We start from the raw sequence: 21150 nt of genomic DNA, 5'->3' as shown, positions 1-21150 counted from the left end.
GCCTCTGGGATCATCCGGCCAGTTCTGGTTTGCGCCCGGGTTGACCCTGGGGCTTAGTGTTTTTCTTGGAGCTTAGTTTTCCGGGGCCGAGGTAGGCCTCGATGACCGCGGGGTCCTGCCGGACCTCAGCCGGCGTGCCTTGGGCGATCAGCTTGCCTTCGTTCAGCACCGCCAGCCGATCGCACAGCTGATTGATCAGGGCTAGGTCGTGGTCGACCATCAGGATACCGATGCCCAGATTGCGGGTGAGGCCGCGCAGGGTTTCCATCAGAGCGTCGGTTTCCTCACGGTTCATGCCAGCCGCCGGTTCGTCCAGAAACAGCAGGGTCGGCTGGCACGCCAATGCACGGGCAATTTCAACGCGGCGCTGATCGCCGTAAGACAGGTTGCCGGCATTTTCTCCAGCCAGGGCTGCAACTCCTAGTTCGGTCAGCGCCGCCTGAGCGCGCTCCTCTGCTTCGGCGCCGCCGCGCGTTGACAGGGCGGCAACAAGTACGTTCTGATGAACCGTCAGATCGGGAAACAGGCGAATGTTCTGAAACGTTCGTGCGATACCATGATCCGCAATCTTGTGCGAAGGGATCCCTGTCAGGTCAACGCTGCCTTGCGTCACGGTTCCCTCGCTCGGCTGCAGGACACCCGACAGCATATTCAGCAGCGTGGTTTTTCCGGAGCCGTTAGGGCCGATCAGGCCGAGGATTTCGCCGGGCTGCAAGGTCAGCGACACATTGCTGACCGCGACCAGTCCGCCAAACCGCATGGTCATGCCCTTTGCAACAAGCGGCGTGGAGGCGTGTGCTTTGGGCATGGCGGGCGCAGCGTTGCCAGCGGCAGCGGGCGGAAAGAGTCTTTCTTCCCATTCTTTTAATCCGGCAAGGCCTTCGGGCTTGCGGAACATGGCGAGCAGAATGATCAGCCCGATGCCGATCTGTGTTGTGCCGAAAACCGCGGGCAGTTCGATGCCGCCTATGGACAGGCCGCTCTCTAGCCGACGCAGGACCTCGGTCACCAGCGTGATGATCACCGCGCCGGTCACGGCGCCGGTAATGGTGCTCATGCCGCCTACGATCAGCATGGCCAGCAGTAGAAACGTATCGTTGAAGTAGAATTTCTTGGGGCTGAACGCGCCCAGAAAATGAGCCAGCAAAGCACCAGCCAGCGCCATTGTCATCCCCGCCAGCACGAAGGAGATCAGGCGCTCGCGCGGGATGTTGATGCCGACGGCCGAAGCCGCAATCGCGTTTTCGCGGCCCGCCCGCAGCCTCAGTCCCGAAATAGAATCCCGGTACAGCCGCGCAAGTACCAGCGCCACGATGACGCCTGCCACCGCAGTCCAGATGCCGGTTTCGCGGGGCACTCCGAAGAAGGACTGGGCACCGCGGGTCACATCCCGCCAGCCGATGATGACACCATGCACGATGATTAAGAGACCCAGGGTCGAAATTGTGGCGGCGGATCCTTCCAGTCTGCCGATTGCCGCACCGACAAGCAGCGCCACGAGGCCCGTCACTGCCATCGCGATTACCGTTGCGGGCAGCAGCCCCATTTCGGTGGTCGCCAGCCACTCCGGCAGATTCGGCAGGGTCGCGATCTTCAATTGCGACGGCAGGGTCAGCAGGGCGGACACATAGGCGCCGATTGCCATGAAGGCCACATGGCCGAAGCTGAGAATGCCGCTGTTGCCGCTGTAGATGCCGATGCCGACCACGCCGATCAGCGAGATGAAAAACACCGTGACAATCCGCTCCGCAGCAGGCCCTAGGAAACTTGCGATCAATGCGGTGCCGACGGCTCCGGCGATGATTGCAGAGAGGGCGGCAAGCATGTGCGTTCTTGGCGAAGTGATCATGGACGGCTCCCGTGAAGTTGCCCCTACAATGCTGATCGCACATTTTCAAAGTCAATGTTTTTTTGCTTGTTGACTTTTTATTTTCATAATCGTCTCTGGATGCATGAAACAAGAAATGCATGTCAGAACGCGCCTGGAATCTTTGTCGGACACGCTGACCGCGACCGAGCGAAAACTGTGTACGGCGTTATTGCTGGACTACCCGTTCGCTGGCTTGGAGCCGATCCAAGCGCTTGCGGAAAAGACGAAAACATCGCCCCCCTCCATCTCGAGGTTTGTCGCCAAACTTGGCTTTTCGGGCTATCAGGACTTCCAGCGCCACCTGATCGACGAGCTGAAGGAGGGCAACCGTTCGCCTCTGGACCTGCATCAGAGCGATCGTGCGATGAAGGGGGACTTCCTGGAAGATTTCGTCAACAGGGCTACAGCGCTGCTGTCAGAATCGACGGCAGCCATCACTCAAGCGCAATTTGACCGTGTCTGCGATATGTTTGCTGACGAAAAGCGCAGCGTCTATGTGATCGGGGGGCGCATCAGTGATGCGCTGGCTTTGTACCTGTCGCGCCACTTACGGCAAATGCGGGGCAATGTTTATCACCTGCCTGCTGATCCCGAAATCTGGCCCGAATACCTCTTACGCATGAAGCCGCGTGATGTGGTTTTTGTGGTGGATTTCCGACGCTACCAACCAAGCCTCGAACAACTTGCGGAGCGGGCGGCCAGCCGACAGGGCGCGCAGGTTATCCTGCTAACGGACAAGTGGCTTTCACCTGTTGCGCGAGTGGCAAGCGAGGTCATCGCGACACCTATCGAAAGTGGGACTGTCTGGGACAGCTATGTGGGCGCGCTGGTGCTGCTGGAGGCGGTTGTAACGCGGATTGCGGAAGGCGGTTGGGATAAGGCGCGCAAGAGAATTGAGCGATGGGATTCCCTTCGTTTGGACATAGGAGAGATAAGCGATGATTAAGACCCCCTTGGTATTCGCAGCAACCTCGGATTTCGCCGGTAAGATCCGCGGCAAAAGCTTTCCGCTGGCGGATCTGGAAAAACGCTCGGCCAAGGGGGTGGGATGGACGCCCACCAATGTTCAGATCACCTGTTTCGACAAAATTGCCGAGACACCATTTGGATCCTTGGGCGATCTTCTGCTGGTGCCCGATGCGGAAACGTTGGTTGATATCGATTACGGGGATGGCAGCCCGGCGGACCGCTTCGTGCTGGGAGACATCCGCGAACTTGATGGAGCGCCCTGGAGCTGCTGCACGCGCTCTATTCTCAAGCAGGCGCTTAAACGGCTAGAAGATCTTGGCGGTGTCAGGCTTGTCGCTGCCTTCGAGCACGAATTCCAGCTGGATGCGGGGTCGCCCGCATTCGGTGAGGCCTATACCCATTCCGGTTTTCAGCAGAAACGTGAACTGGCCGAAAGCCTGATGGCGGCGCTGGGGCAAGCGGGCATGGAAACGGATACTTTCATGAATGAATACGGCCCCGACCAGTACGAGGTCACAATTGATCCCACGGATGGTTTGCGCGCCGCCGACCATGCTGCTGTTTTGAGAGAGGTCACCCGTTCGGTCGCCCGCAGATGCGGGGAACGAGCGACTTTCACGCCGATCCGCGACCCTGAAAACGTCGGTAATGGCGTGCATATCCATATGAGTTTTGTAGATGCTCAGGGGATCCCAGCCACTTATGATCCGGCTGGTCCTGCGGGAATGTCCAGTGTGACCGGTGCGTTTCTGGCAGGTGTACTGAAATACCTAGACAGCATTGTTGCCTTCACCGCACCGAGCGACGTGTCTTACCTGCGCCTGACGCCGCACCGCTGGAGCGCAGCCTACAACAATCTGGGCTTGCGTGACCGCGAGGCTTCGTTGCGGATCTGCCCAACCTCGGCACAGGACGAGGCCGGCATTGCCCGCCAGTATAATTTTGAGTTCCGGGCCGGCGACGCCGCTGCCTCGCCGTATCTGGCGCTTGCTGCAATCGTGCATGCTGGGGCGCAAGGCCTGCAAGAGAACCTGGCCGCACCGCCAGTGACCCAAGAAGACTTGTCGTTACTGTCCGCAGAGGCGTTGAAGGCGCGCGGCTATACCCGACTGCCAGAAGCGCTGCCCGAAGCCCTGGCGCGGTTCGAGCGCAATGACATTGCTCGCAGTTGGTTTCCGGAAGGCTTTGCAGAAGTCTACCTTGCCCATAAAAGGGGTGAGCTGGCCTATCTAGACACGATGCCGCCAGAGGAGAGATGTGCTGTCTACGCTCAAGTCTACTAGCGCAGCTCCTTCTGAGTAGCGTAAAACCTGATTGCTCAAGGAGTGAGCCAACTGTCAGGTCGGGCCATTGATGCGCGAAGCATGCTTGAGGGGGGGGGGCTTTCCCGTCTCCTAGTAAGGCCTTGCCAAGCGGATGAATTTGGCGGAGCCGCTTGTCGCTTTTCAAGGTTGAGTAGCGGTCCGACCAAGTCGTCGTGCGGTATCGGGCGGGTGGCAGAGGCTGAATATGCTCCACCTGCGTTAATGGACCGAAGGTTTGTAGCCTTAAGGCACATCTCTCCTATAGGGGGGCTGAAGGCATCATTCTTATCCTTTTCCGGGTCTAACCTTAGAGTGCTCTGCGGTATCTTTTCAGGGAGTACAGTATTCCTATGGGGAGTACTGGATAAACTTTTGTGAGAGATTTTTGAGAGTTGTTGCCTCTTTAGTCGCAATGCTTCCTGCCGGGCCTCTCTGTCAGAGCGACCAACTCACAAGCGAGCTAAAGGCTCGGATCGGTTTTTGGCATATTTTTCGGAAAAAGTTTTACTAAAAACTTGACGCGTGACCCGTTCATGGTCTATCAACTCCTCATCGGCAGTTCTTGAGGGCATCTCCCATGGCGACAAAAGGTGAAATGGTCCGTGCTCTTGCGGAGTACTTTGATCTGAATCCCAATAAGGTTGATGCCATGACGCGCGCCATGGCCCGTGCCGGTCTGCGCAGCCCTGGGGGGCGCGGGCGGGCGGCGGCGCACATGACTGGCGAAGATATCTTTCACCTGACCTTGGCATTGGTCATGAATGTAGAAACCAAAGATGCGGCGGAATCTGTATGAGCTACTCCCCGATCGTTGGACAGGATCTGGCGTAATTTAAGCTACTCTCTGCCGCTGCTGACCAGGTTGGGTTTCGTCTTTTCTCAGCCAATAGACCATGGCAGGAGGCTTGCCGCCAAGGGCGGAATGTGGGCTTCCGAAGTTTGCGTTAAACCCTTCATTCGCCAGGCAGAACGTGGCAATGCTCCGGTAGCCAATGAACCAAGAGCCTCTGTCCGGCTCTGAGGTCTACCGCCTCGAGTTCTTCATGCCCTTTTTGCACCTTTAGTTCCTGGCCCTGATCCGTTTCCAGGAAGACAGTGGCAGAGGCGCCAGCGAATTCGCCGCCCACAACCGTGGCTTCAACGCAGTTTTCAGTACAGGGCGTTCCAGCGACGGCCAATGACATGTTCTCGGAACTCACGGCAAAGGCCACGGAGGCTCCGCGGGTCTTCTGCACACCTGCAGGCGCCTTTAAAGTATAGGTTGCGTTTTTAGCATCGACTTTCCAAACGACACTGCCTCCGGATGCTAGGTTGCCAGAAAACACATTGGAAGAGCCCAAGAAGTCCGCAACAAATCGGTTGTGGGGTTTCCGGTAGATCTCTTCCGGGGTGCCGATCTGCTCAATCTTGCCGCGGCTCATAATGACCACCCGGTCTGCCATGGAGAAGGCCTCGGACATCGAATGGGTCACGTAAACGAAAGTGATGCCGAGATCCTTTTGCAGGCCCGACAGCACCGACTGCATGCGGACTTTCAAATGGGCGTCAAGAGCGGAGAGGGGCTCGTCCAGCAGCAGGATCTTAGGTTCGGTCACCAGCGACCGGGCGAGAGCGACACGCTGGCGCTGGCCGCCGGACAGCTGCGAGATATTGCGGTCAGCAAACTCCAGGATACCAAGCCGGTCCAGCCACTTGCGGGCCCGCTCACGCCGTTCACCCTTGGACACTTTGCGCATCTTAAGGCTGAACTCGACATTCTCCTGCACCGTCAGGAAAGGGAATAGCGCCAGGCTCTGCCAGACCATCGGCGTGTCCCGTTCCCAGGTCGGCTTGCCGTTGATTTTCTTCCCGTCCAGTAAAATATTGCCTTCGGTCGGATCTTCCAGCCCTGCCAGCATCCTCAGGGTCGTGGTCTTGCCGCAGCCGGAAGAGCCCATGATCGCCAGGAACTCGCCGCGGGCGATCTGGAAGTCGGCCTTTTCAACAGCGGTGAAGCTGCCGAACTTTTTAACAACGTTGTCAAAATGCACGATTGGAGTGTCCATCATGGCTCTGTCCTGTCTGTTAAGAGGTCTTGGCGTTTGGATTGCGCATCAGAAGCTGGGCAATCACGATGAAGGAGATTGAGCTGACAAAGGCGAGCGAGCCGATGGCATTGATCCGGGGGCTGACCTGGCCCTGGAGGAAGCCCAGAACCTTGACCGGCAGGGTCTCGTTCAGGCCCGATACGAACCAGGCCACCGCGAATTCGTCAAAGGACACGGCCATGGTGATGAACAAGGCGGCATAGATTGCGGGTTTGGTGAAGGGGATGATCACATGGCGCATGGTTACCCATTCATTGCCGCCCAAGTTCCAGGCTGCGGCTTCCAGATCAGGGTCCATCTGCGACAGGCGCAGGCGGATGATCGCCATGGCAAATGGGCTGCACATCACGCCGTGGGCAATGATCACCGAAATCACATTCCCGGAGAGGCTGACGCGGGAGAGGAAGGCAAGCATCGCCAGCCCCATGATCACCACTGGGATGGTGGGCGGCAGCAGGGCAAGGGCCAGATAGACGGGCTTGCCGAAAAACTTGTAGCGAAAATCGGTGTAGGCGCCGCCAAAGCCCAGCAGCGTCGCAATCGCTGCAACGCAAGCGCCAACAAGAAGAGTGTTGAAGAAGCCGGCCCAGACCAGTGGGTCTTCCCAGATAAGCCGGTACCATTCAGTTGAGAACGAGCCTAGCGGCAGCGAAGGAAAGCGGTCCGAGTTCAGCGAGAAGACAAAGCTGCCGGCAATCGGGGCGAAGATGAAGATCAGGCATAGCGTGATATGCAGCTTCAGCAGGCCGTTGATAAGGGGATTACGGTTACCGGTCACTTTCCTGCCTCCCTGTAGGCAAATTTGATGGCGGCAAAGGCGACTGTCAAAAGTGTGGCGATCATCGTCAGCGCCACCACCGCAGCGCGCGGCCATTGCTGCCCGGATTTTGTGATATCGGTGATCATGATCGAAAGGGTCGGCGGGTTGCCTCCACCCAGATAAAGGGGGCTCACAAAATCGCCGAAGCTGAGGATGAAAGCGAAGAGGCCTGCGATCACCAGACCGGCTTTGGCAGAGGGTATGATCACTTCCAGAACCGTCCGCAGGCGGCCGCAGCGCATATTGTGGGCGGCCTCGACCAAATCACGGTTCACGAAATTCAGGCTGAAGACCTGCAACAGGATAACCAGCGGCAGGCACAGGGTGGCATAGCCGGTGAGGGTGCCGAAGCTGTTGTTGAGCATAGAATAGGGGCCGAGCCCAAGGTAGCCTAGGAAAGCATTCAGGATGCCTGCGTCGGACAAGAAGACCTGCAGCGAATAGACGCGGACCAAATAACTGGTGAAGAAAGGGATGATCAGGACGAAGATCATCCAGCGTTTCGCATTTTCACCCAGTTTGAACGAGATCGCATAAGACGCCGGGAAAGCCGCCAGGCTAATTAGCGCCGCACTGAAAGAAGCGAGCAGCAGGGTCCTGAAGTAGGCATCCCAGAACACGCTGCGGGAATAGATTTTCACCCAGTTCACGGTGTCAAAATCGGGCTGCATCTGAAAGTTCCGCACTGTCCAGAAGCTAAGTGCCACCAGAAAGGCCAGCGGAAACAAAAAGAAGGCCAGCTGCCAGATCAGAAGCGGCAGCGAAAAGGTCAGTGAAAACAGAGATGGCCGTGTATTCATCGGTTTTCCAGCACCGGGCGGCAGCTGGCCTTCAGTTGGGCACCGGGGACAGGGGAGGAGACATCTCCGGTGCTGGTGGAGTTACGCGCCTTTGTAGTCGGACCAGAAGTCGTTCCAGTCCTCCAGGCTTTGCTGCACGGGTAGCTGGCGGTACTTGATGCGGCCTTCGCGGATCAGGTCCATGGCGTTGTGCTGGCCCAGGACCATGTTCTGCCTCTTGGCTTCGGCAGGGTTCGCCTCATTCAGCACGACCCAGCCCTTCTTGTTGGGGATCAGCGCCGGGTAGGCCGCCATATCCGCTGACTTCGCTTGGCCATTGGGCGAGGTGATGTACTGGATCCACTTCTTCGCCATTTCTTGGTTGCGGGAGCCCTTGCCGATCGAAAAGCTTTCGGTCCATTGCAGGCCGCCTTCTTGCGGGATCGCGGTGCGCACATTGGCACCGTTCTTCTCCAGCACGCCGGTGATCCAGTCGCCAATGCCCGCAAATGCGGTCATCTGGCCGTTCTTCAGCGACGAGAAGGTGCCGCCATAGTCAAAGAACCCGCCCACCTGGTCGCGCAGCGCCATTGTGCTGTCCTCCACCTGCTGCCAAGCCTTGTCACTCAGGTCGAAGGGATTGGGATTGCCGTTCAGCAAGCTGATCTGCCCCAAGTTTGGAAGGTGCCAGTCGAAGTGGCCCAGTTTGCCGGTCAGGCGGCTGTCGCCGAAGACGTTGTAGCTGGCCGCATCGCTCTCGCTCAGCACATCGGCGTTATAGGATATACCGAGGAAGCCAAACCGGGTGATCACCGAGTAGAGCTTGCCGTCCTTCCAGTGGCCCGGGAATTGCTGGAACTCCGGGAAGAAGTCATCAAAGGCATAGTCGTTTGGGTCCAGTTCCTCAATGTATCCGGCCGCGTTCAACTGCTGAACATATTCGGCGTCGGACAGGATGACGTCATAGGTGCCCGGCGGCGACTGGGCGATCAGGCCCAGCATGTTGTCGCCTCCGGTGTAGTATTTCGGGGTGAACTTCACATTGTGCAGCTCTTCAAATTCGCCAACGACATCGGGCTCTGCATGGCCATACCACGCCAGCATCGACAGATTCACGGTTTCGGCCGCGGCCCGGATAGACAGAAACGGGGTTGCGAGCGCCGCGCCTGCGGCCGACTTCAGCAGCGCCCGCCGGGTGGGATGGATAAGTTTGGCAGTCATGTCAGTCTCCTTGCTGGGTTTATTGCGCAGCTGTAGCCGCCGCGCTTGCCGGAGAGCGTTCTCCGAATTCTTTCCGCAGCGCTTTGACGATCCCTGCGGTGCAGACATTGAGAAGCAGCTCGCCCTTTTCGGCCGAGGCATCCTTGGGGGAGGACAGGGTGCCGGTGGAGGGTGTCCAGTCCTCGTGCGGGGGGTAGACGTCATAGGGCGGAAATTCGGCCGGCGGGTGGTCGATTGCGTCCTGCAGCCACACCAAATTCGGGTAAAGCTTGAGCATCAGCGAAGTTTCCAACACACCGCCGTGTTCGATGTCCCAACCCAGGAAGCCGTCGGGGTAGAGCTTGGCGATTGAGTCATCGCCGACAAAATCCCAGTAGGACAGCACCACAATTTTCATATCGGTAATGCCGTCCCAGCGCAGTTCTCTGAGGGCCAGATCGATGCCCTCAACAATGAACCAGGAGTTCTCAAAATGACCGTTTACCAAGCAGATTCGGCGATTGCCGTGGCGGGCGAACTCCTTGATCACATCTTTCAGTGCGTTGACCAGGCTGCTGCCATCCAGACTGGTAGTGCCGGGAAAAAAGTTCCCGCCTCCGGATTTCTGGTGTGACTTGTAGCCATAGGTGAAGGGTGGGGCGACAAGGCTGCCGGTCTCTGACGCCACCCTGCGGGCAAACTCTGTCGGCAGCAGTACATCGACATGCATGGGCATGTGATGCCCATGCTGCTCCATTGATCCGATCGGGATCAAGATGGGGGTGCAGCCACCTGCGACGCGGGATTTATACTCCGGCCAAGGCAGCTCGGCGGCAAAAACAGAAGCTTTCTTCATGGGTTGGGTCATTCCGGGAAAGTTAAGGCTTGCTTTACTTTGACTCCGGAGGTGACATGTGGGAAATTGATAGTAGCAATAATGGAATAAGAATTGCAAATGGCTAGAAGCTTCACCAACTTTCAAACTGACTTGCTTCGCACCTTTGTGACGGCAGTCGATCTAGGAAACTACACAGAGACCGGGCAGGCCCTCGGACGGACCCAGCCAGCGATTTCCCTGCAAATACGCCGCTTGGAAGAGCTCAGCGGCTGCAAGCTAATCGTGCATAAGGGTAAGGAGCTGACGCTGACCGAAGATGGCCATGCGCTGATCGGTTTTGCCCGTGAAATTTTGCGGCTGAACGACAGGGCCGTGGCCCGGTTGTCGCGTTCCAGTATTCAGGGCGTGCTGCGTGTTGGCCTGCCGATTGACTATGCAATCGGTTTTTTTCAGGAGATCATTTCGGACTTTGTCTCTGCAAACCCGGCCGTCACGCTGGATATCCGCTGCAATTGGAGCCGCGATCTGCTGAGTAAGCTGCATGCGGACGAGTTGGATATGACAATTGCCATCACAGACTCAATGCCAGCGCCATATGTCTCGCACTACTGGTCCGAGCGTCCCAAATGGGTTTGCGCAAAGGAGTTCCATTTCAACCCGGATGAGCCGTTACCGCTAGTTCTGCACCCGGAGGGCTGCGTCTACCGGAACCGGGTGATCGAAGCGCTGAACGGCGAAGGGCGCAAGTGGCGGATCGCCTTTGAAAGCCCCGGCATCTCGGCGCTGCAGAACGCGGTGGCCAGCGGCTGGGGCATTTCTGCCCTTACAACTAAGACCTTGCTCCCGGGTATGCGTATCCTGACACCGGATATCGGATTTCCGCAGCTGGCGCGAATACATGTCGGGTTGTTCTACAAACATGTGCGCCAGAGTGAAGCGGCGCTCAAACTGATCGAGCAGATTGCCGGAGGCGTCGGGGGCTTCCGCAAGACATTGAAGCCGACGTCCGGATAGGGTTTGAATTTGAAATATTTATAGTAGGATCACATCTATTAATTTTTTGAAATCTTTCTTCGGTGCTACCGACTGGGACACGCCCCGAAGAAAGGATTAAAAATGTCTGAAGATATGCTCCACGTCATGGAATGGCACAATGGCGAGAAGGATTTTTCGCCATTCTCTGACCAGGAAATGAAACGCCGCCAGGATGAGCTGCGCGGCTGGATGGCAGAGCAGAACGTCGATGCGGCGCTGTTCACCTCCTACCACTGCATCAACTATTATTCCGGCTGGCTGTACTGCTACTTCGGGCGCAAGTACGGCATGGTGATCGACCAGAAGAATGCAACCACGATTTCCGCAGGCATTGATGGCGGCCAGCCCTGGCGCCGCAGCTTCGGAAACAACATCACCTATACAGACTGGCGCCGCGACAATTTCTACCGGGCGGTACAGGACCTGACCAAGGGTGCCAAGCGTGTCGGAATTGAGTTCGACCACGTGTCGCTGGATTACCGCCAGGCGCTGCAGGATGCCTTGCCGGATGTGGAGTTCGTCGATGTGTCCGGCCCCTCTATGTGGATGCGGACGATCAAGTCCGATGAGGAGCTGAAACTGATCCGCGAAGGTGCGCGGATCTGTGATGTTGGCGGCGCGGCGGTGGCCAAGGCAGTGCAGGCTGGTGTGGCTGAACATGAAGTTGCCATAGCAGGCACCAATGCGATGATACGCGAGATTGCGTCCTCCTTCCCCTTTGTTGAACTGATGGACACCTGGACCTGGTTCCAGTCCGGCATCAACACTGATGGCGCCCACAACCCCGTCACCAACCGTATCGTACAGTCCGGCGATATCCTGAGCCTGAACACCTTCCCGATGATTTTCGGCTATTACACGGCGCTGGAGCGGACCTTGTTCTGCGACCATGTGGACGACGCCAGCCTGGACATCTGGAAAAAGAACGTCGCCGTGCATGAGCGCGGGCTGGAGCTGATCAAGCCCGGTGCAAAGTGCAAGGATATCGCATTGGAGCTGAATGAGATGTACCGGGAGTGGGATCTGCTGAAATACCGCTCCTTCGGTTACGGTCACAGCTTTGGGGTGCTAAGCCACTATTACGGCCGCGAGGCCGGTGTCGAGCTCCGCGAAGATATCGATACTGAGCTGAAGCCCGGCATGGTGGTGTCGATGGAGCCAATGGTCATGCTGCCAGAAGGTACGCCGGGCGCAGGCGGCTATCGGGAGCATGACATTCTGATCGTAGGCGAAGACAGTGCCGAGAATATCACCGGCTTCCCCTACGGCCCGGAGCATAACATCGTCGGCAGTGCGGCCTAGGATGCGAGGAAAGGCCGGATTGCTGCTAAAGGGGCTGATCTGTTTGGTTGTCCTGGCTGGGTCTATTGGCCTTCTTTCACTGACACCGGACCCGCAGCGCACCAGCGAAGGCGCCGCCAAATGGGTCCATTTGCGTCTGGCCTTTGCCGTTCCGAGGTGACAAGGCACCGCGCCGACGGGCGCGGTGCCAGGGTACAATAAATATCAAAACGAGGACAGAGACCTCCGTTCTAATGTCCTGGAAAACGCTCATGCAAGACAACCGTTTCCTTCCGAAAGGCGCTGCCACCGTACGTTTCGACAGCGGTGGTCCACCGAAGAAATTCCATTTTCTTTTGCTGCCCAAAACTACGATGCTGGCCTTTAGCGCTGCAATCGAGCCGTTGCGGATAGCCAATCAGCTGACACAGAAGCCGCTGTTTGAATGGCATACGCTCAGCCCGGATGGCCAACCGGTAAGCTGCTCAAATGGCATTCCGATTCAAATGGATACCGGTCTGGTGGAACTTGATCGAAATGCTTCGCTTTTTGTCTGTGCAGGGACGGAACCTGCGCAATCGTATGACAGCCGGGTTGTCAGCTGGATCAGCCGCCAGAAAGCGCACGGCGTAAGTGTTGGAAGTATCTGTACCGGCGCGTTTGCCCTGGCGGCGGCAGGTGTTCTGACCGGGCGGAGGTTTACGCTGCACTGGGAGAATTCCCCTGGCTTTGCCGAGCTGTTTCCCTGTCTCGAACCAACCGGCAACTTCTATGAAGCAGACCGGGGACTCTACACATGCGGCGGCGGTCATGCTGCTACTGACATGATGCTTGAAATCATTGAAGACCATTGCGGCGCGCATCTAGCGTCCTGCGTTGCCGAGATGTGCCTGCACAAACGCCCGGGAGCGGGCATGTCGAGACAGATAACGCCAGTGTCACCAATGCTTGGCTGTCGCAATCAAAATTTAATCCGCGCCGTTCGCCTGATGCAGGCCAACCTGGAAGAGCCGCTGGACATTGATGGAATTGCCGAAACTTTGGCTGTTTCCCGCCGCCAGCTTGAGCGCCTGTTTCAGAAGTACGTCGGGCAATCGCCGTGGAAGTTTTACTTCAGCCTGCGGCTGGACCGGGCCTTTTCGTTGCTGAATGAAACCGACCTAAGTGTCCGGGAGGTCGCCATGGCCTCGGGTTTTGAAAGTGCCTCGTATTTCTCTAGGCAATTCAAGCGCAAGTTTGAGCGTTCACCGCACAGTTTCCGAAAGTCCTGGTCGCTCCACAGCAGCGCACCATAAATTTCCTTCATCCAAGTATTTGCGGTTCTCATTCCCTGCCTACCCGATGCTCCACTAAGGTCTCAGGCTGAACACCTATTGCCTGCTGGCGGCACGGAAGGCCGGGTCATGGCTGGTCCACTCAGGTCCGGCCCAAACACAAAGACAGGGAGAAACAATGTCACTCGAACAGGGCTTTGACGGCCATTACCCTTATAACGCCGTCGCCAGAACCGGCCTGTTGAAAGGCGTCCATGCTCGGATGAGCATCGCCTCGAAACTCATGGTCATCGCCTTTGTGCTCTTCACGGTCGCCAATGTCGAATTCGCCTCGGGCGTGTTCGACGGGATCAAGCTTTGGATCACCAGCACCCTTAGCTGGTATTACATTCTGATCATCAGCATCTTCTTGCTGTTCAGCATCTGGCTGGCCTTCAGCCGCTACGGCCACATCCGGCTGGGCAAGGACAGCGACCGGCCGGAATTTGGCAACTTCTCGTGGTTTGCCATGCTGTTCAGCGCAGGCATGGGCAATGGCGTGCTGTTCTGGAGTATCGCTGAGCCGATGTACCACCTGCAGGGCAATCCGTTCATCGAAATGGCCGGAACCGAGGCGAACTCAGCGCTGGCCGCCAGCACGGCAATGTTGATTACAGCCTTTCACTGGGGTGTCCACGGCTGGGCGGTCTACGTGATTGTTGCTTTGTCTCTGGCCTTTTTCGCCTACCGCAAAGGGTTACCGCTTTCGATGCGGTCCACCCTGTATCCGCTGATCGGCGACCGGATCTACGGGTTCTGGGGGCATGCCGTTGACCTGCTGGCCATCTTCGGCACAATTTTTGGGGTTGCCACCACTCTGGGGCTGGGTGTCCAGCAAATGAACGCGGGTCTAAACCTGCTTACTGGAATCGCCAATTCGACAACCAATCAGATCATTCTGATAGCTGTAGTGACCGGCATTGCTACACTCTCGGCCGTCTCGGGTGTGTCCAAAGGCATCCGCATTATCAGCGAATTGAATATGTGGCTGACCTTCGCGATCCTTGCCTTCTTCCTTTTTGCGGGACCGACGGTCTATCTGCTCGGCCAATACGTCAATCTTCTCGGTAACTATGTGCAGAACTTTGTGCCAATGGGGATGTGGGTGGATGAAGAGGCCGGGCGCGACTGGCAGGGTTGGTGGACTGTCTTCTATTGGGGCTGGTGGATCGCCTGGTCGCCGTTTGTCGGCCTGTTCATCGCCCGTGTGTCCAAGGGGCGAACCCTGCGCGAGTTTGTTGTGTCCTTGCTGATCATTCCGCCGCTAGTGACCATGTTCCTGCTGGCGATGTTCGGTGGCAACGCGGTCAGTATCGAATTGCAGGGTGCCGGCGGTATCATCGAAGCCGTGAACGAAAGCCCGACCCTGGCGCTTTATGCGACGCTTGAAGGCATGGACGTTGGCATCTGGGGCACTGCCTTCGCGGCAATCGTTACCTTCCTGATTGCCTCTTACTTCATCACCTCGTCGGACTCAGGCACCTTGGTGATCTGCACCATGCTTGCGATGGGCAGCCAGCACCCGCCGCATCTGGTCCGCGTCTTCTGGGGCGTTACCGAGGGGGTTGTCGCCAGCGTGCTGTTGGTTGTTGGAGGTCTTGTAGCGTTGCAAACGGCGTCGATCGCCGCCGCACTGCCCTTCTCCATTGTCATCCTTCTGATGATAGTCAGCTTGTACAGGGCGCTGAAGGAGGAGCTGCCGCTCACGTAGTCCTCTTTGGAGCAAGTTTAGCGCGCCGCTTTACGCATACTGCGGCGCGCGTGTTTTTGATTTCACCTACCAACTTCGCGGCTACTCGAGAGGCCAATGTTTACCATGCAGCAGTGAGGAACTCAGTTAACCAGCTGGTTGGAAATTTCACGAGTGATGTGTGCTCGCGGAGGCGCGATTATCGAGTTATTTCAATCTGTTAAATTGGAGTATCCCGAGGTATTCCTTTTAGGGGTACAGTATTCCTATGGGGCGTACCGACACACCCTTAAGGTGCAATTGGTGGGTGGCGCACTCTTTTAAGCGTGACGTCTCTTGCCTGCTCCCTCTGTCAGAGTGTCCAGTCTACAGGGGCTACAGGCCTCGGATCATTTCCCAATTTATTTTCGGAAAAAGTTTTACCGTAAACTTGACGCGTGACCTGTTCATGGGCTATCAACTCCTCATCGGCAGTTCTTGAGGGCATCTCCTATGGCGACAAAAGGTGAAATGGTCCGTGCTCTTGCGGAGTACTTTGATCTGAATCCCAATAAGGTTGATGCCATGACGCGCGCCATGGCCCGTGCCGGTCTGCGCAGCCCTGGGGGGCGCGGGCGGGCGGCGGCGCACATGACTGGCGAAGATATCTTTCACCTGACCTTGGCATTGGTCATGAATGTTGAAACCAAAGATGCGCCGGAAGCTGTGAAGGAGCTTTCTCAGCTGCGGGTCGCACAGGGCAGCCTCTTCCTTGATGACCACATTCAGTGGGAGGTCGCTGGTCGGGCAGAGGGACGCAGCGAGATGCTTGATGCTCTCAACCGTCTGCCTGTTGATGGCCTTGAAATGGCGCGCACCTTCGGAGCGTTCTGCGGGCATTGGCTCGAGTATGGCTTCAATACGGAGGCGGATGGCTTTGGTCCCGCCAGGGTTTCGGTCGAGATCAGCACGAATGGGCCGCACGCGGTATTTTCACACGTGTCCTCAGAGGGAGACCTCAAAGTTTGGTTCGGAAAGTCTTCTGCGGAAATTGCTGAGCCGGAGTGGGAAAGGAGGGTCTGCGTGTCCCATAAGCTGTTTAACAGGCTTGCCTCGCTTGCGAGCGGGGATGCCGCGGAGTGACAAGCGGCGGCGGTTTCCTGTTTTTGACGCTTTACATTGCGGGAATCGATTCGCGAATTCACCGAATTCCTATTGACCATTCAGCCGTTTCGAGCGGCGCTCCTTGATATCCACAGGCTTATCCAGATGAAAATGTACCCGGCATTTCAGGTAGCAGTAGAAAAAGCTAGTGTTCCGAGTGTTCTTAAAGGAGCTCGCGTCCTCTTTTCACAAAATCCCTTAGTCCAGGACGAAATCGGAGTGAAACTGTTCCCCGCTCTTGAGGCCAGGATTAACGAAGAAAATGCGAGCCATTCTCCGCAAAACTGGCAGTCTGGACACCGGGCCCAAACAACTCTTATGGGCATTTCCAGAATATGCGGCTGATGCCCTGACTTGGTCCTGAATTCTCAGATCCAAGCAGGTGGCAGGCGCTCATCGGAAAACACTGTCCAAAGAGGCTCAAAAACCAGAAACCAGAAATAGGCGCATAGCGCCAATTTGAACCGTGCGAGGGCCCGGTCCCTGTGTAGCACCTGCCAGTTAGCATGCCGCTATTGCCAGGACAAGGACAGCTCTCCGCAATCTTCAAAGATAAACACAGCCCGAGGCAGCCATGCTCTCGGGGCAGGAGAAATCATGTCTGACCTTTCCATCGGCGGCGGCGTCCGCCTGCCCGAACTCAGCCGCGGCGACCGTGCCACCCAGGTGGGTTCGACCCAACACTTCACCGGCGGTATCGTCCTGGGCTCCGGCCCTGGCATTCGCACCGGGGTTGAGAGCCATCTCGAGGCGCAAGCTGCCCTGCTGCTGGCGGCGCGGCCCGAAGTGCAGGAGCTTGTTGAACAAGTCCTTTTCGACTGGTTCGACGAAGACGGCAAAATTCACAAGCACTACATCGACCTTGTCGCCACTGAGCACAACGGGACCGTCATCGGCTATGCCGTGCGTCCCCTGGGGCGGGTGAAGGACGCCTATCTGGCGCAGCTGGCCCGCATCAAGGAGCAGGCCGTCGCGCAAGGTGTTCTGGACGACTTCCGTCTGTTCACGGAGCGGGATGTCTGCCCCGTCGAGTTCTTCAACGCGAAGCTCTTCCTTTCCGTGCGGCGGCCGGACTGCTTCGGCGATCCCGTGGCTCGGGATGTCGTCGGCCGGATGGCCGGTGTGGCCACGATCGAAAGCCTGGTCGAGCAGACCGGCCTTGATGGGATGGGGTTCCGTGCGCTCGTTCGACTGATCCGGTCCGGGCACCTCCAGATGGTGAGCTATGAGCGTATCGACCACAGCAGCTTGGTGTTCAAGGCGAAGGAGGTCTGCGCATGACTGCCTCTCCTTCGCGGAGCGCCGGTCTGGTTACGCGGCGCCGCAAGGGCTCCAAACGGGTCCATTCCGCACCTGTTGATCGTGTCGCGCACGACGACGCTGGCGCTGCATGGTTGGGGGCGCCTGTTGTTCCGGCCCTGTTGATCCTCGACGGAGGCACGGCTTTCCGGAGCCAGAAGGGGCTGCAGGTCGCCTCTGATCTAGCCGCAACGGCCGACGACTGAGTTCAGGACGGCCGAAGATGCCGTCCGCACTGCAACCCGCAATCACTCAACCCATCACTCTTCCAGGCGGTGCCGTTCGGCGACCGCACTCTCTCCTGCTGCCTTGTGCAGCGCCAAACATCTGAAAAGGACTTCGAAATGGATCTCTCCTTCACCTCCGAAAATTCCCGCTATGCCTTTGGCCGCTTCGACCGTGTCACCATCGACGGTATGGCCTTCCGGCTCCACATGGAAACCGAGAAGGGGTTCGTCATGACGCATGATGACCATGAGGGCCTTGCGCGGCAGTTCTCCCATGAAGAGCTTGCCGATCTCGGTCACTTGGGCCGCATCCGCGTCGAACGTGACTACTTCAATCCGGAGGCCGCGCGGAAACGGCAACTGACGGAAGGCGTGGCGCTTGGGGCGCTGTCCGTGCGGCCTCTTCGGCGTTTCGTGCGCAAGGATGCCTATTGTCAGGCCGCGCTCGACATGCACCGCGAAAAGCTGATGAAGTTCACTGATGCCTCCATTGCCGCATCGATGGACACGCTGGTCGGTCGTGCGACGCAATTGGCGAAGCCGCACATGCCCTCTGGTGCGCTGGATATCCTGCCCTCTGAGAACATGGGCGAGGTTCCGAGCCCGCGCACGCTGCGCCGCTGGCTCGCAGATCTCCGTGACCTGAGGCTGCCCGGCCATCTGGACAATATGGATCGGCGTGGCTGGCGGGGAACGCGGGTCAAGCCGGAAGCGGCTGCCATCATGCGCAGGGAAGTCCAAGGTTATCTGTCGCCCGATAGGCCGACAATGCAGCAGATCTATGAGAATGTCGCGCTGGCCATCCATGCACGCAACGAACAATACACTGACAAGGACGATCATCTCCGCGCACCGAGCCGCGAGACGGTGCGCCGGGCGATCCGGGCACTGGACCCGTTTCGCGTGGAAGTTGCCCGCAATGGTGAGGCTGCCGCCCGCAAGAAGTTCCGGCCCGTTCTGAATGGTCTCGGCGTGACCCGCCCGTTGGAACGCGTCGAGATCGACGAATGGACGGTGGACGTCTCGACCCTGCTCAAGAGTACGAACATCTATGGCATGCTCAGCGATGACGAGAAGCGGCAACTCGGCCTCTACATCGAAGGTGACGACAAAAATCCCCGCTACAAGGCCAAAGCCCAGGATCGCTGGACGCTGACCGCAGCGATCTGCTGTGCCACGCGCTGCATCGTTGGCATGGTCCTGAGCCGTTCGGCGAACTCCGAGGCTGCGGTGCAACTCTTGCAGATGATCACGACGAACAAGGGGGCGTGGGCGGACGCGGTCGGGGCACTGACTCCCTGGGACATGCATGGCACTCCCGAGCTGATCGTCTTCGATGGCGGCTCTGCCTTCAAGTCGATGCGTTTTCGCATGGCGGCTGAGGATCTCGGCGTGATGTGGGAGATGGCGATGAATGGGGTGCCGGAAAACCGCGGAACGATTGAGCGCGTCTTCAACAGCTTCGGGAGCGACTTCGCGCCGCGTCTCTCTGGCCACACGTTCTCCAGCATCATGGAAAAGGGCGATGCAGATCCCGAAAAGCGCGCCGCGCTTACTTTGGATGACTTTACCTTCGCGCTGCTGCGTTGGGTGATCGACATCTACCACAATACGCCCCATCACGGGCTGGGCGGAGAAACCCCTGTGAAGGCTTGGCGTCGCCTGTCCAAGCTTCGTGGCGTGACGCCGCCGCCGGACGCGGAGATGATGCGGCTGTGCTTCGGCCAGCAGCGCGAGTATCGCCTGGACAAGACCGGCATCACCGTTCTGGGCGTGCGCTACCAATCCGAGGCGATGCAAACCTATCTGCGCCGCGAGGACCCGGAAAAGGTTTCCGTGCGCTGGCATCCCAAGGACATTGGCGCCATCTCGGTCAAGTGGGGCAAGAAATGGTACGAGGTGCCTGCGCTTGACCCGGCACTGCGGGGCGTAGCAGCCCAGACCTGGCTGACGGCTGTGCGTCATGTCCGCGACGCGAACCCGAAGTCGAACCGCCTCGACAACGTCGCCGTCCGTGACGCCATCACGGCGATCAGAGCGCGCAACGAAGCCGCGATGGCCGCGGCCGGTCTCAACCTTGAGGACTGGTCCGAGAAACGCTGCGCGAAGGAAGAGAAGAAGCTTCTGGCCGGCATCGAGTTCGTTGAGCGCAAGGAGTTGCGCCAGGCGAAAGACGGTCTCGGCATGGAGATCCCGGACTCCTCCGAGATGACCGTGGCGGCTCAGAAACCCAGCACGCCGGTGACGCCCGGCAAACCCGCAAAGCGGGCCACCAAAGGGCGCGGCGCCACGCCCACCTCGCCCAAATCCAACATGACCATCGAGGAGGACTGATCATGGCACAAGCTGATACCGCAAAGAGTGCTCTGGAACGTGTCCGCAGCCTTCATATCGGCTCTGCGCGTGATGCCGAGGCGGCAATGCACATGACGCGCCTTCTTGCCACGGACGAACAGGGGGATCTGACCCCTGTCGTCAAGCGCTTCACCCGGACCGGGGAAACCCGTGGGGTCATGCTGATCGGGGGGCCGGGAAGCGGCAAGTCCCACCTGTTGGAGCGCACGCTGTCCAAGCTCACGGTGTTGCAGGAGGGCGAGTACGGGCAGCCGCGCTATCTCGGATGTTCGGTGCCGAGCCCAGCGACGTTCAAGAGTATGACGCTCGCTCTGCTGGCGGAGAGTGGCTACCCCGATGCGAACCCGCGCAAGGAGGCCTGGTCGCTCTGGCAGGACTTGCGTCACCGCTTGCAGCTTCTCGGGATCTCGGTGCTCTGGATCGACGAGGCGCAGGACCTCTTCTGCGCGGACCGCAAGCTGATCCTTCGGGCGCTGAAATCTCTGATGCAGGGTGACGATGCCGTCATCGTGGTCCTGTCTGGCACGGAAGACCTCGCAAAGGTCATTCGTACGGATCCGCAGGTGCAGCGCAGGTTCACCGCGATGGTGCTGCCCGATCTCGTCGAGCAGGTCGATGGCGACAGCTTCCGCGATGTCATTACGCAATACTGCCAGCGGGTGGGGCTCGGGGCGCCGATCGAAGCGGATCTGATCGGACGCATCTTCCATGGGGCACGCTATCGGTTCGGACGGGCCCTCGAGCTGTTGCTGCAGGCCATGGAAATCGCCATCGGGCGCGGTGATGAGGAACTGGATATCGGACATTTCGCGGCGGCCTACGCGATGAACGAGGCCTGCACAGCTGCCGAGAATGTTTTCTACGCCGACCACTACTGGCTCCTGAAACCCGATGAGGTCGAGGAGGATCATCCTCGTCGGAAAAAGCAGTGAGGGCGGTC

The 21150-nt window shown here is 58.3% G+C and carries 20 protein-coding genes; 13 read left to right on the top strand and 7 right to left on the bottom strand.

Going from position 1 to position 21150, the window contains the following annotated elements:
• Positions 1–10: 10 nt before the first annotated feature.
• A complete protein-coding gene (locus tag ACZ52D_RS02830) occupies positions 11–1801 on the bottom strand; it encodes a branched-chain amino acid ABC transporter ATP-binding protein/permease (protein WP_464443108.1) in 1791 nt (596 codons plus the stop codon).
• Here ACZ52D_RS02830 and ACZ52D_RS02825 point away from each other — a divergent pair.
• From ACZ52D_RS02825 to ACZ52D_RS02810, 4 genes are all read left to right on the top strand, one after another.
• Entirely contained in the window at positions 1692–1922 is a 231-nt protein-coding gene (locus ACZ52D_RS02825) for a hypothetical protein (RefSeq protein WP_417476069.1), read from the top strand. The genes ACZ52D_RS02830 and ACZ52D_RS02825 overlap by 110 nt on opposite strands.
• Before the next feature lie 30 nt (positions 1923–1952).
• Positions 1953–2816, top strand: coding sequence for a MurR/RpiR family transcriptional regulator (locus ACZ52D_RS02820; RefSeq protein ID WP_464442488.1), 864 nt, complete (start codon positions 1953–1955; stop codon positions 2814–2816).
• The gene (locus ACZ52D_RS02815) at positions 2809–4122 is read left to right on the top strand and encodes a glutamine synthetase family protein (RefSeq protein ID WP_464442487.1); all 1314 of its coding nucleotides are present in this window, start codon (positions 2809–2811) and stop codon (positions 4120–4122) included. Before ACZ52D_RS02820 ends, ACZ52D_RS02815 begins: the two co-directional genes overlap by 8 nt.
• A gap of 598 nt (positions 4123–4720) precedes the next feature.
• Complete coding sequence (locus tag ACZ52D_RS02810) at positions 4721–4939, top strand: hypothetical protein (RefSeq protein ID WP_464442486.1); 219 nt, start codon at positions 4721–4723, stop codon at positions 4937–4939.
• Between the two features lie 157 nt (positions 4940–5096).
• Here the strand turns inward: ACZ52D_RS02810 and ACZ52D_RS02805 are convergent, their stop codons facing one another.
• The 5 genes from ACZ52D_RS02805 to ACZ52D_RS02785 all read right to left on the bottom strand — a co-directional run bounded on the left by ACZ52D_RS02805 (position 5097) and on the right by ACZ52D_RS02785 (position 9885).
• Positions 5097–6188 (bottom strand): ABC transporter ATP-binding protein, encoded by a 1092-nt coding sequence (locus ACZ52D_RS02805; protein WP_411352915.1) that lies wholly within the window; start codon positions 6186–6188, stop codon positions 5097–5099.
• 19 nt (positions 6189–6207) lie between these two features.
• The gene (locus ACZ52D_RS02800) at positions 6208–7008 is read right to left on the bottom strand and encodes an ABC transporter permease (RefSeq protein WP_323778803.1); all 801 of its coding nucleotides are present in this window, start codon (positions 7006–7008) and stop codon (positions 6208–6210) included.
• Positions 7005–7850, bottom strand: a complete 846-nt coding sequence (locus ACZ52D_RS02795; RefSeq protein WP_323778802.1) for an ABC transporter permease — start codon at positions 7848–7850, stop codon at positions 7005–7007. The genes ACZ52D_RS02800 and ACZ52D_RS02795 overlap by 4 nt, the downstream gene beginning before the upstream one ends.
• A gap of 81 nt (positions 7851–7931) precedes the next feature.
• Positions 7932–9050, bottom strand: a complete 1119-nt coding sequence (locus tag ACZ52D_RS02790) for a polyamine ABC transporter substrate-binding protein (protein WP_411352329.1) — start codon at positions 9048–9050, stop codon at positions 7932–7934.
• 19 nt (positions 9051–9069) lie between these two features.
• Entirely contained in the window at positions 9070–9885 is an 816-nt protein-coding gene (locus ACZ52D_RS02785; RefSeq protein WP_411352330.1) for a creatininase, read from the bottom strand.
• A 99-nt stretch (positions 9886–9984) separates the two neighbouring features.
• Between ACZ52D_RS02785 and ACZ52D_RS02780 the strand changes: the two genes are divergently transcribed.
• The 7 genes from ACZ52D_RS02780 (at position 9985) to ACZ52D_RS02750 (ending at position 17610) form a co-directional block, all read left to right on the top strand.
• A complete protein-coding gene (locus ACZ52D_RS02780; protein WP_323777942.1) occupies positions 9985–10881 on the top strand; it encodes a LysR substrate-binding domain-containing protein in 897 nt (298 codons plus the stop codon).
• A 102-nt stretch (positions 10882–10983) separates the two neighbouring features.
• Positions 10984–12204: a M24 family metallopeptidase gene (locus ACZ52D_RS02775; RefSeq protein WP_464442485.1), complete on the top strand. Its 1221-nt coding sequence runs from the start codon at positions 10984–10986 to the stop codon at positions 12202–12204.
• Between the two features lie 251 nt (positions 12205–12455).
• Positions 12456–13478 carry a GlxA family transcriptional regulator gene (locus tag ACZ52D_RS02770; RefSeq protein WP_464442484.1) on the top strand — a complete coding sequence of 341 codons (1023 nt, stop codon included), beginning with the start codon at positions 12456–12458 and terminating at the stop codon, positions 13476–13478.
• A 157-nt stretch (positions 13479–13635) separates the two neighbouring features.
• On the top strand, positions 13636–15207 hold the full coding sequence (locus tag ACZ52D_RS02765) for a BCCT family transporter (protein ID WP_464442483.1): 1572 nt from the start codon (positions 13636–13638) through the stop codon (positions 15205–15207).
• Positions 15208–15678: 471 nt separating this feature from the next.
• On the top strand, positions 15679–16308 hold the full coding sequence (locus tag ACZ52D_RS02760) for a hypothetical protein (RefSeq protein ID WP_411352333.1): 630 nt from the start codon (positions 15679–15681) through the stop codon (positions 16306–16308).
• 36 nt (positions 16309–16344) lie between these two features.
• Complete coding sequence (locus ACZ52D_RS02755; RefSeq protein WP_464442482.1) at positions 16345–16674, top strand: hypothetical protein; 330 nt, start codon at positions 16345–16347, stop codon at positions 16672–16674.
• 252 nt (positions 16675–16926) lie between these two features.
• Positions 16927–17610, top strand: a complete 684-nt coding sequence (locus tag ACZ52D_RS02750) for a hypothetical protein (protein ID WP_464442481.1) — start codon at positions 16927–16929, stop codon at positions 17608–17610.
• Positions 17611–17888: 278 nt separating this feature from the next.
• Here the strand turns inward: ACZ52D_RS02750 and ACZ52D_RS02745 are convergent, their stop codons facing one another.
• Complete coding sequence (locus tag ACZ52D_RS02745) at positions 17889–18155, bottom strand: hypothetical protein (RefSeq protein WP_464442480.1); 267 nt, start codon at positions 18153–18155, stop codon at positions 17889–17891.
• Between ACZ52D_RS02745 and ACZ52D_RS02740 the strand changes: the two genes are divergently transcribed.
• Together ACZ52D_RS02740 and ACZ52D_RS02735 are read left to right on the top strand one after the other, a co-directional pair.
• A complete protein-coding gene (locus ACZ52D_RS02740; protein ID WP_464442479.1) occupies positions 18156–20189 on the top strand; it encodes a Mu transposase C-terminal domain-containing protein in 2034 nt (677 codons plus the stop codon).
• Between the two features lie 2 nt (positions 20190–20191).
• Positions 20192–21142: a TniB family NTP-binding protein gene (locus tag ACZ52D_RS02735; protein WP_464442478.1), complete on the top strand. Its 951-nt coding sequence runs from the start codon at positions 20192–20194 to the stop codon at positions 21140–21142.
• Positions 21143–21150 lie beyond the last annotated feature (8 nt).

This window comes from Leisingera sp. S2M4 (assembly GCF_055398055.1).
The sequence above is the reverse complement of the archived record's forward strand: the minus strand, read 5'-3'. Positions and strand labels throughout refer to the sequence as shown.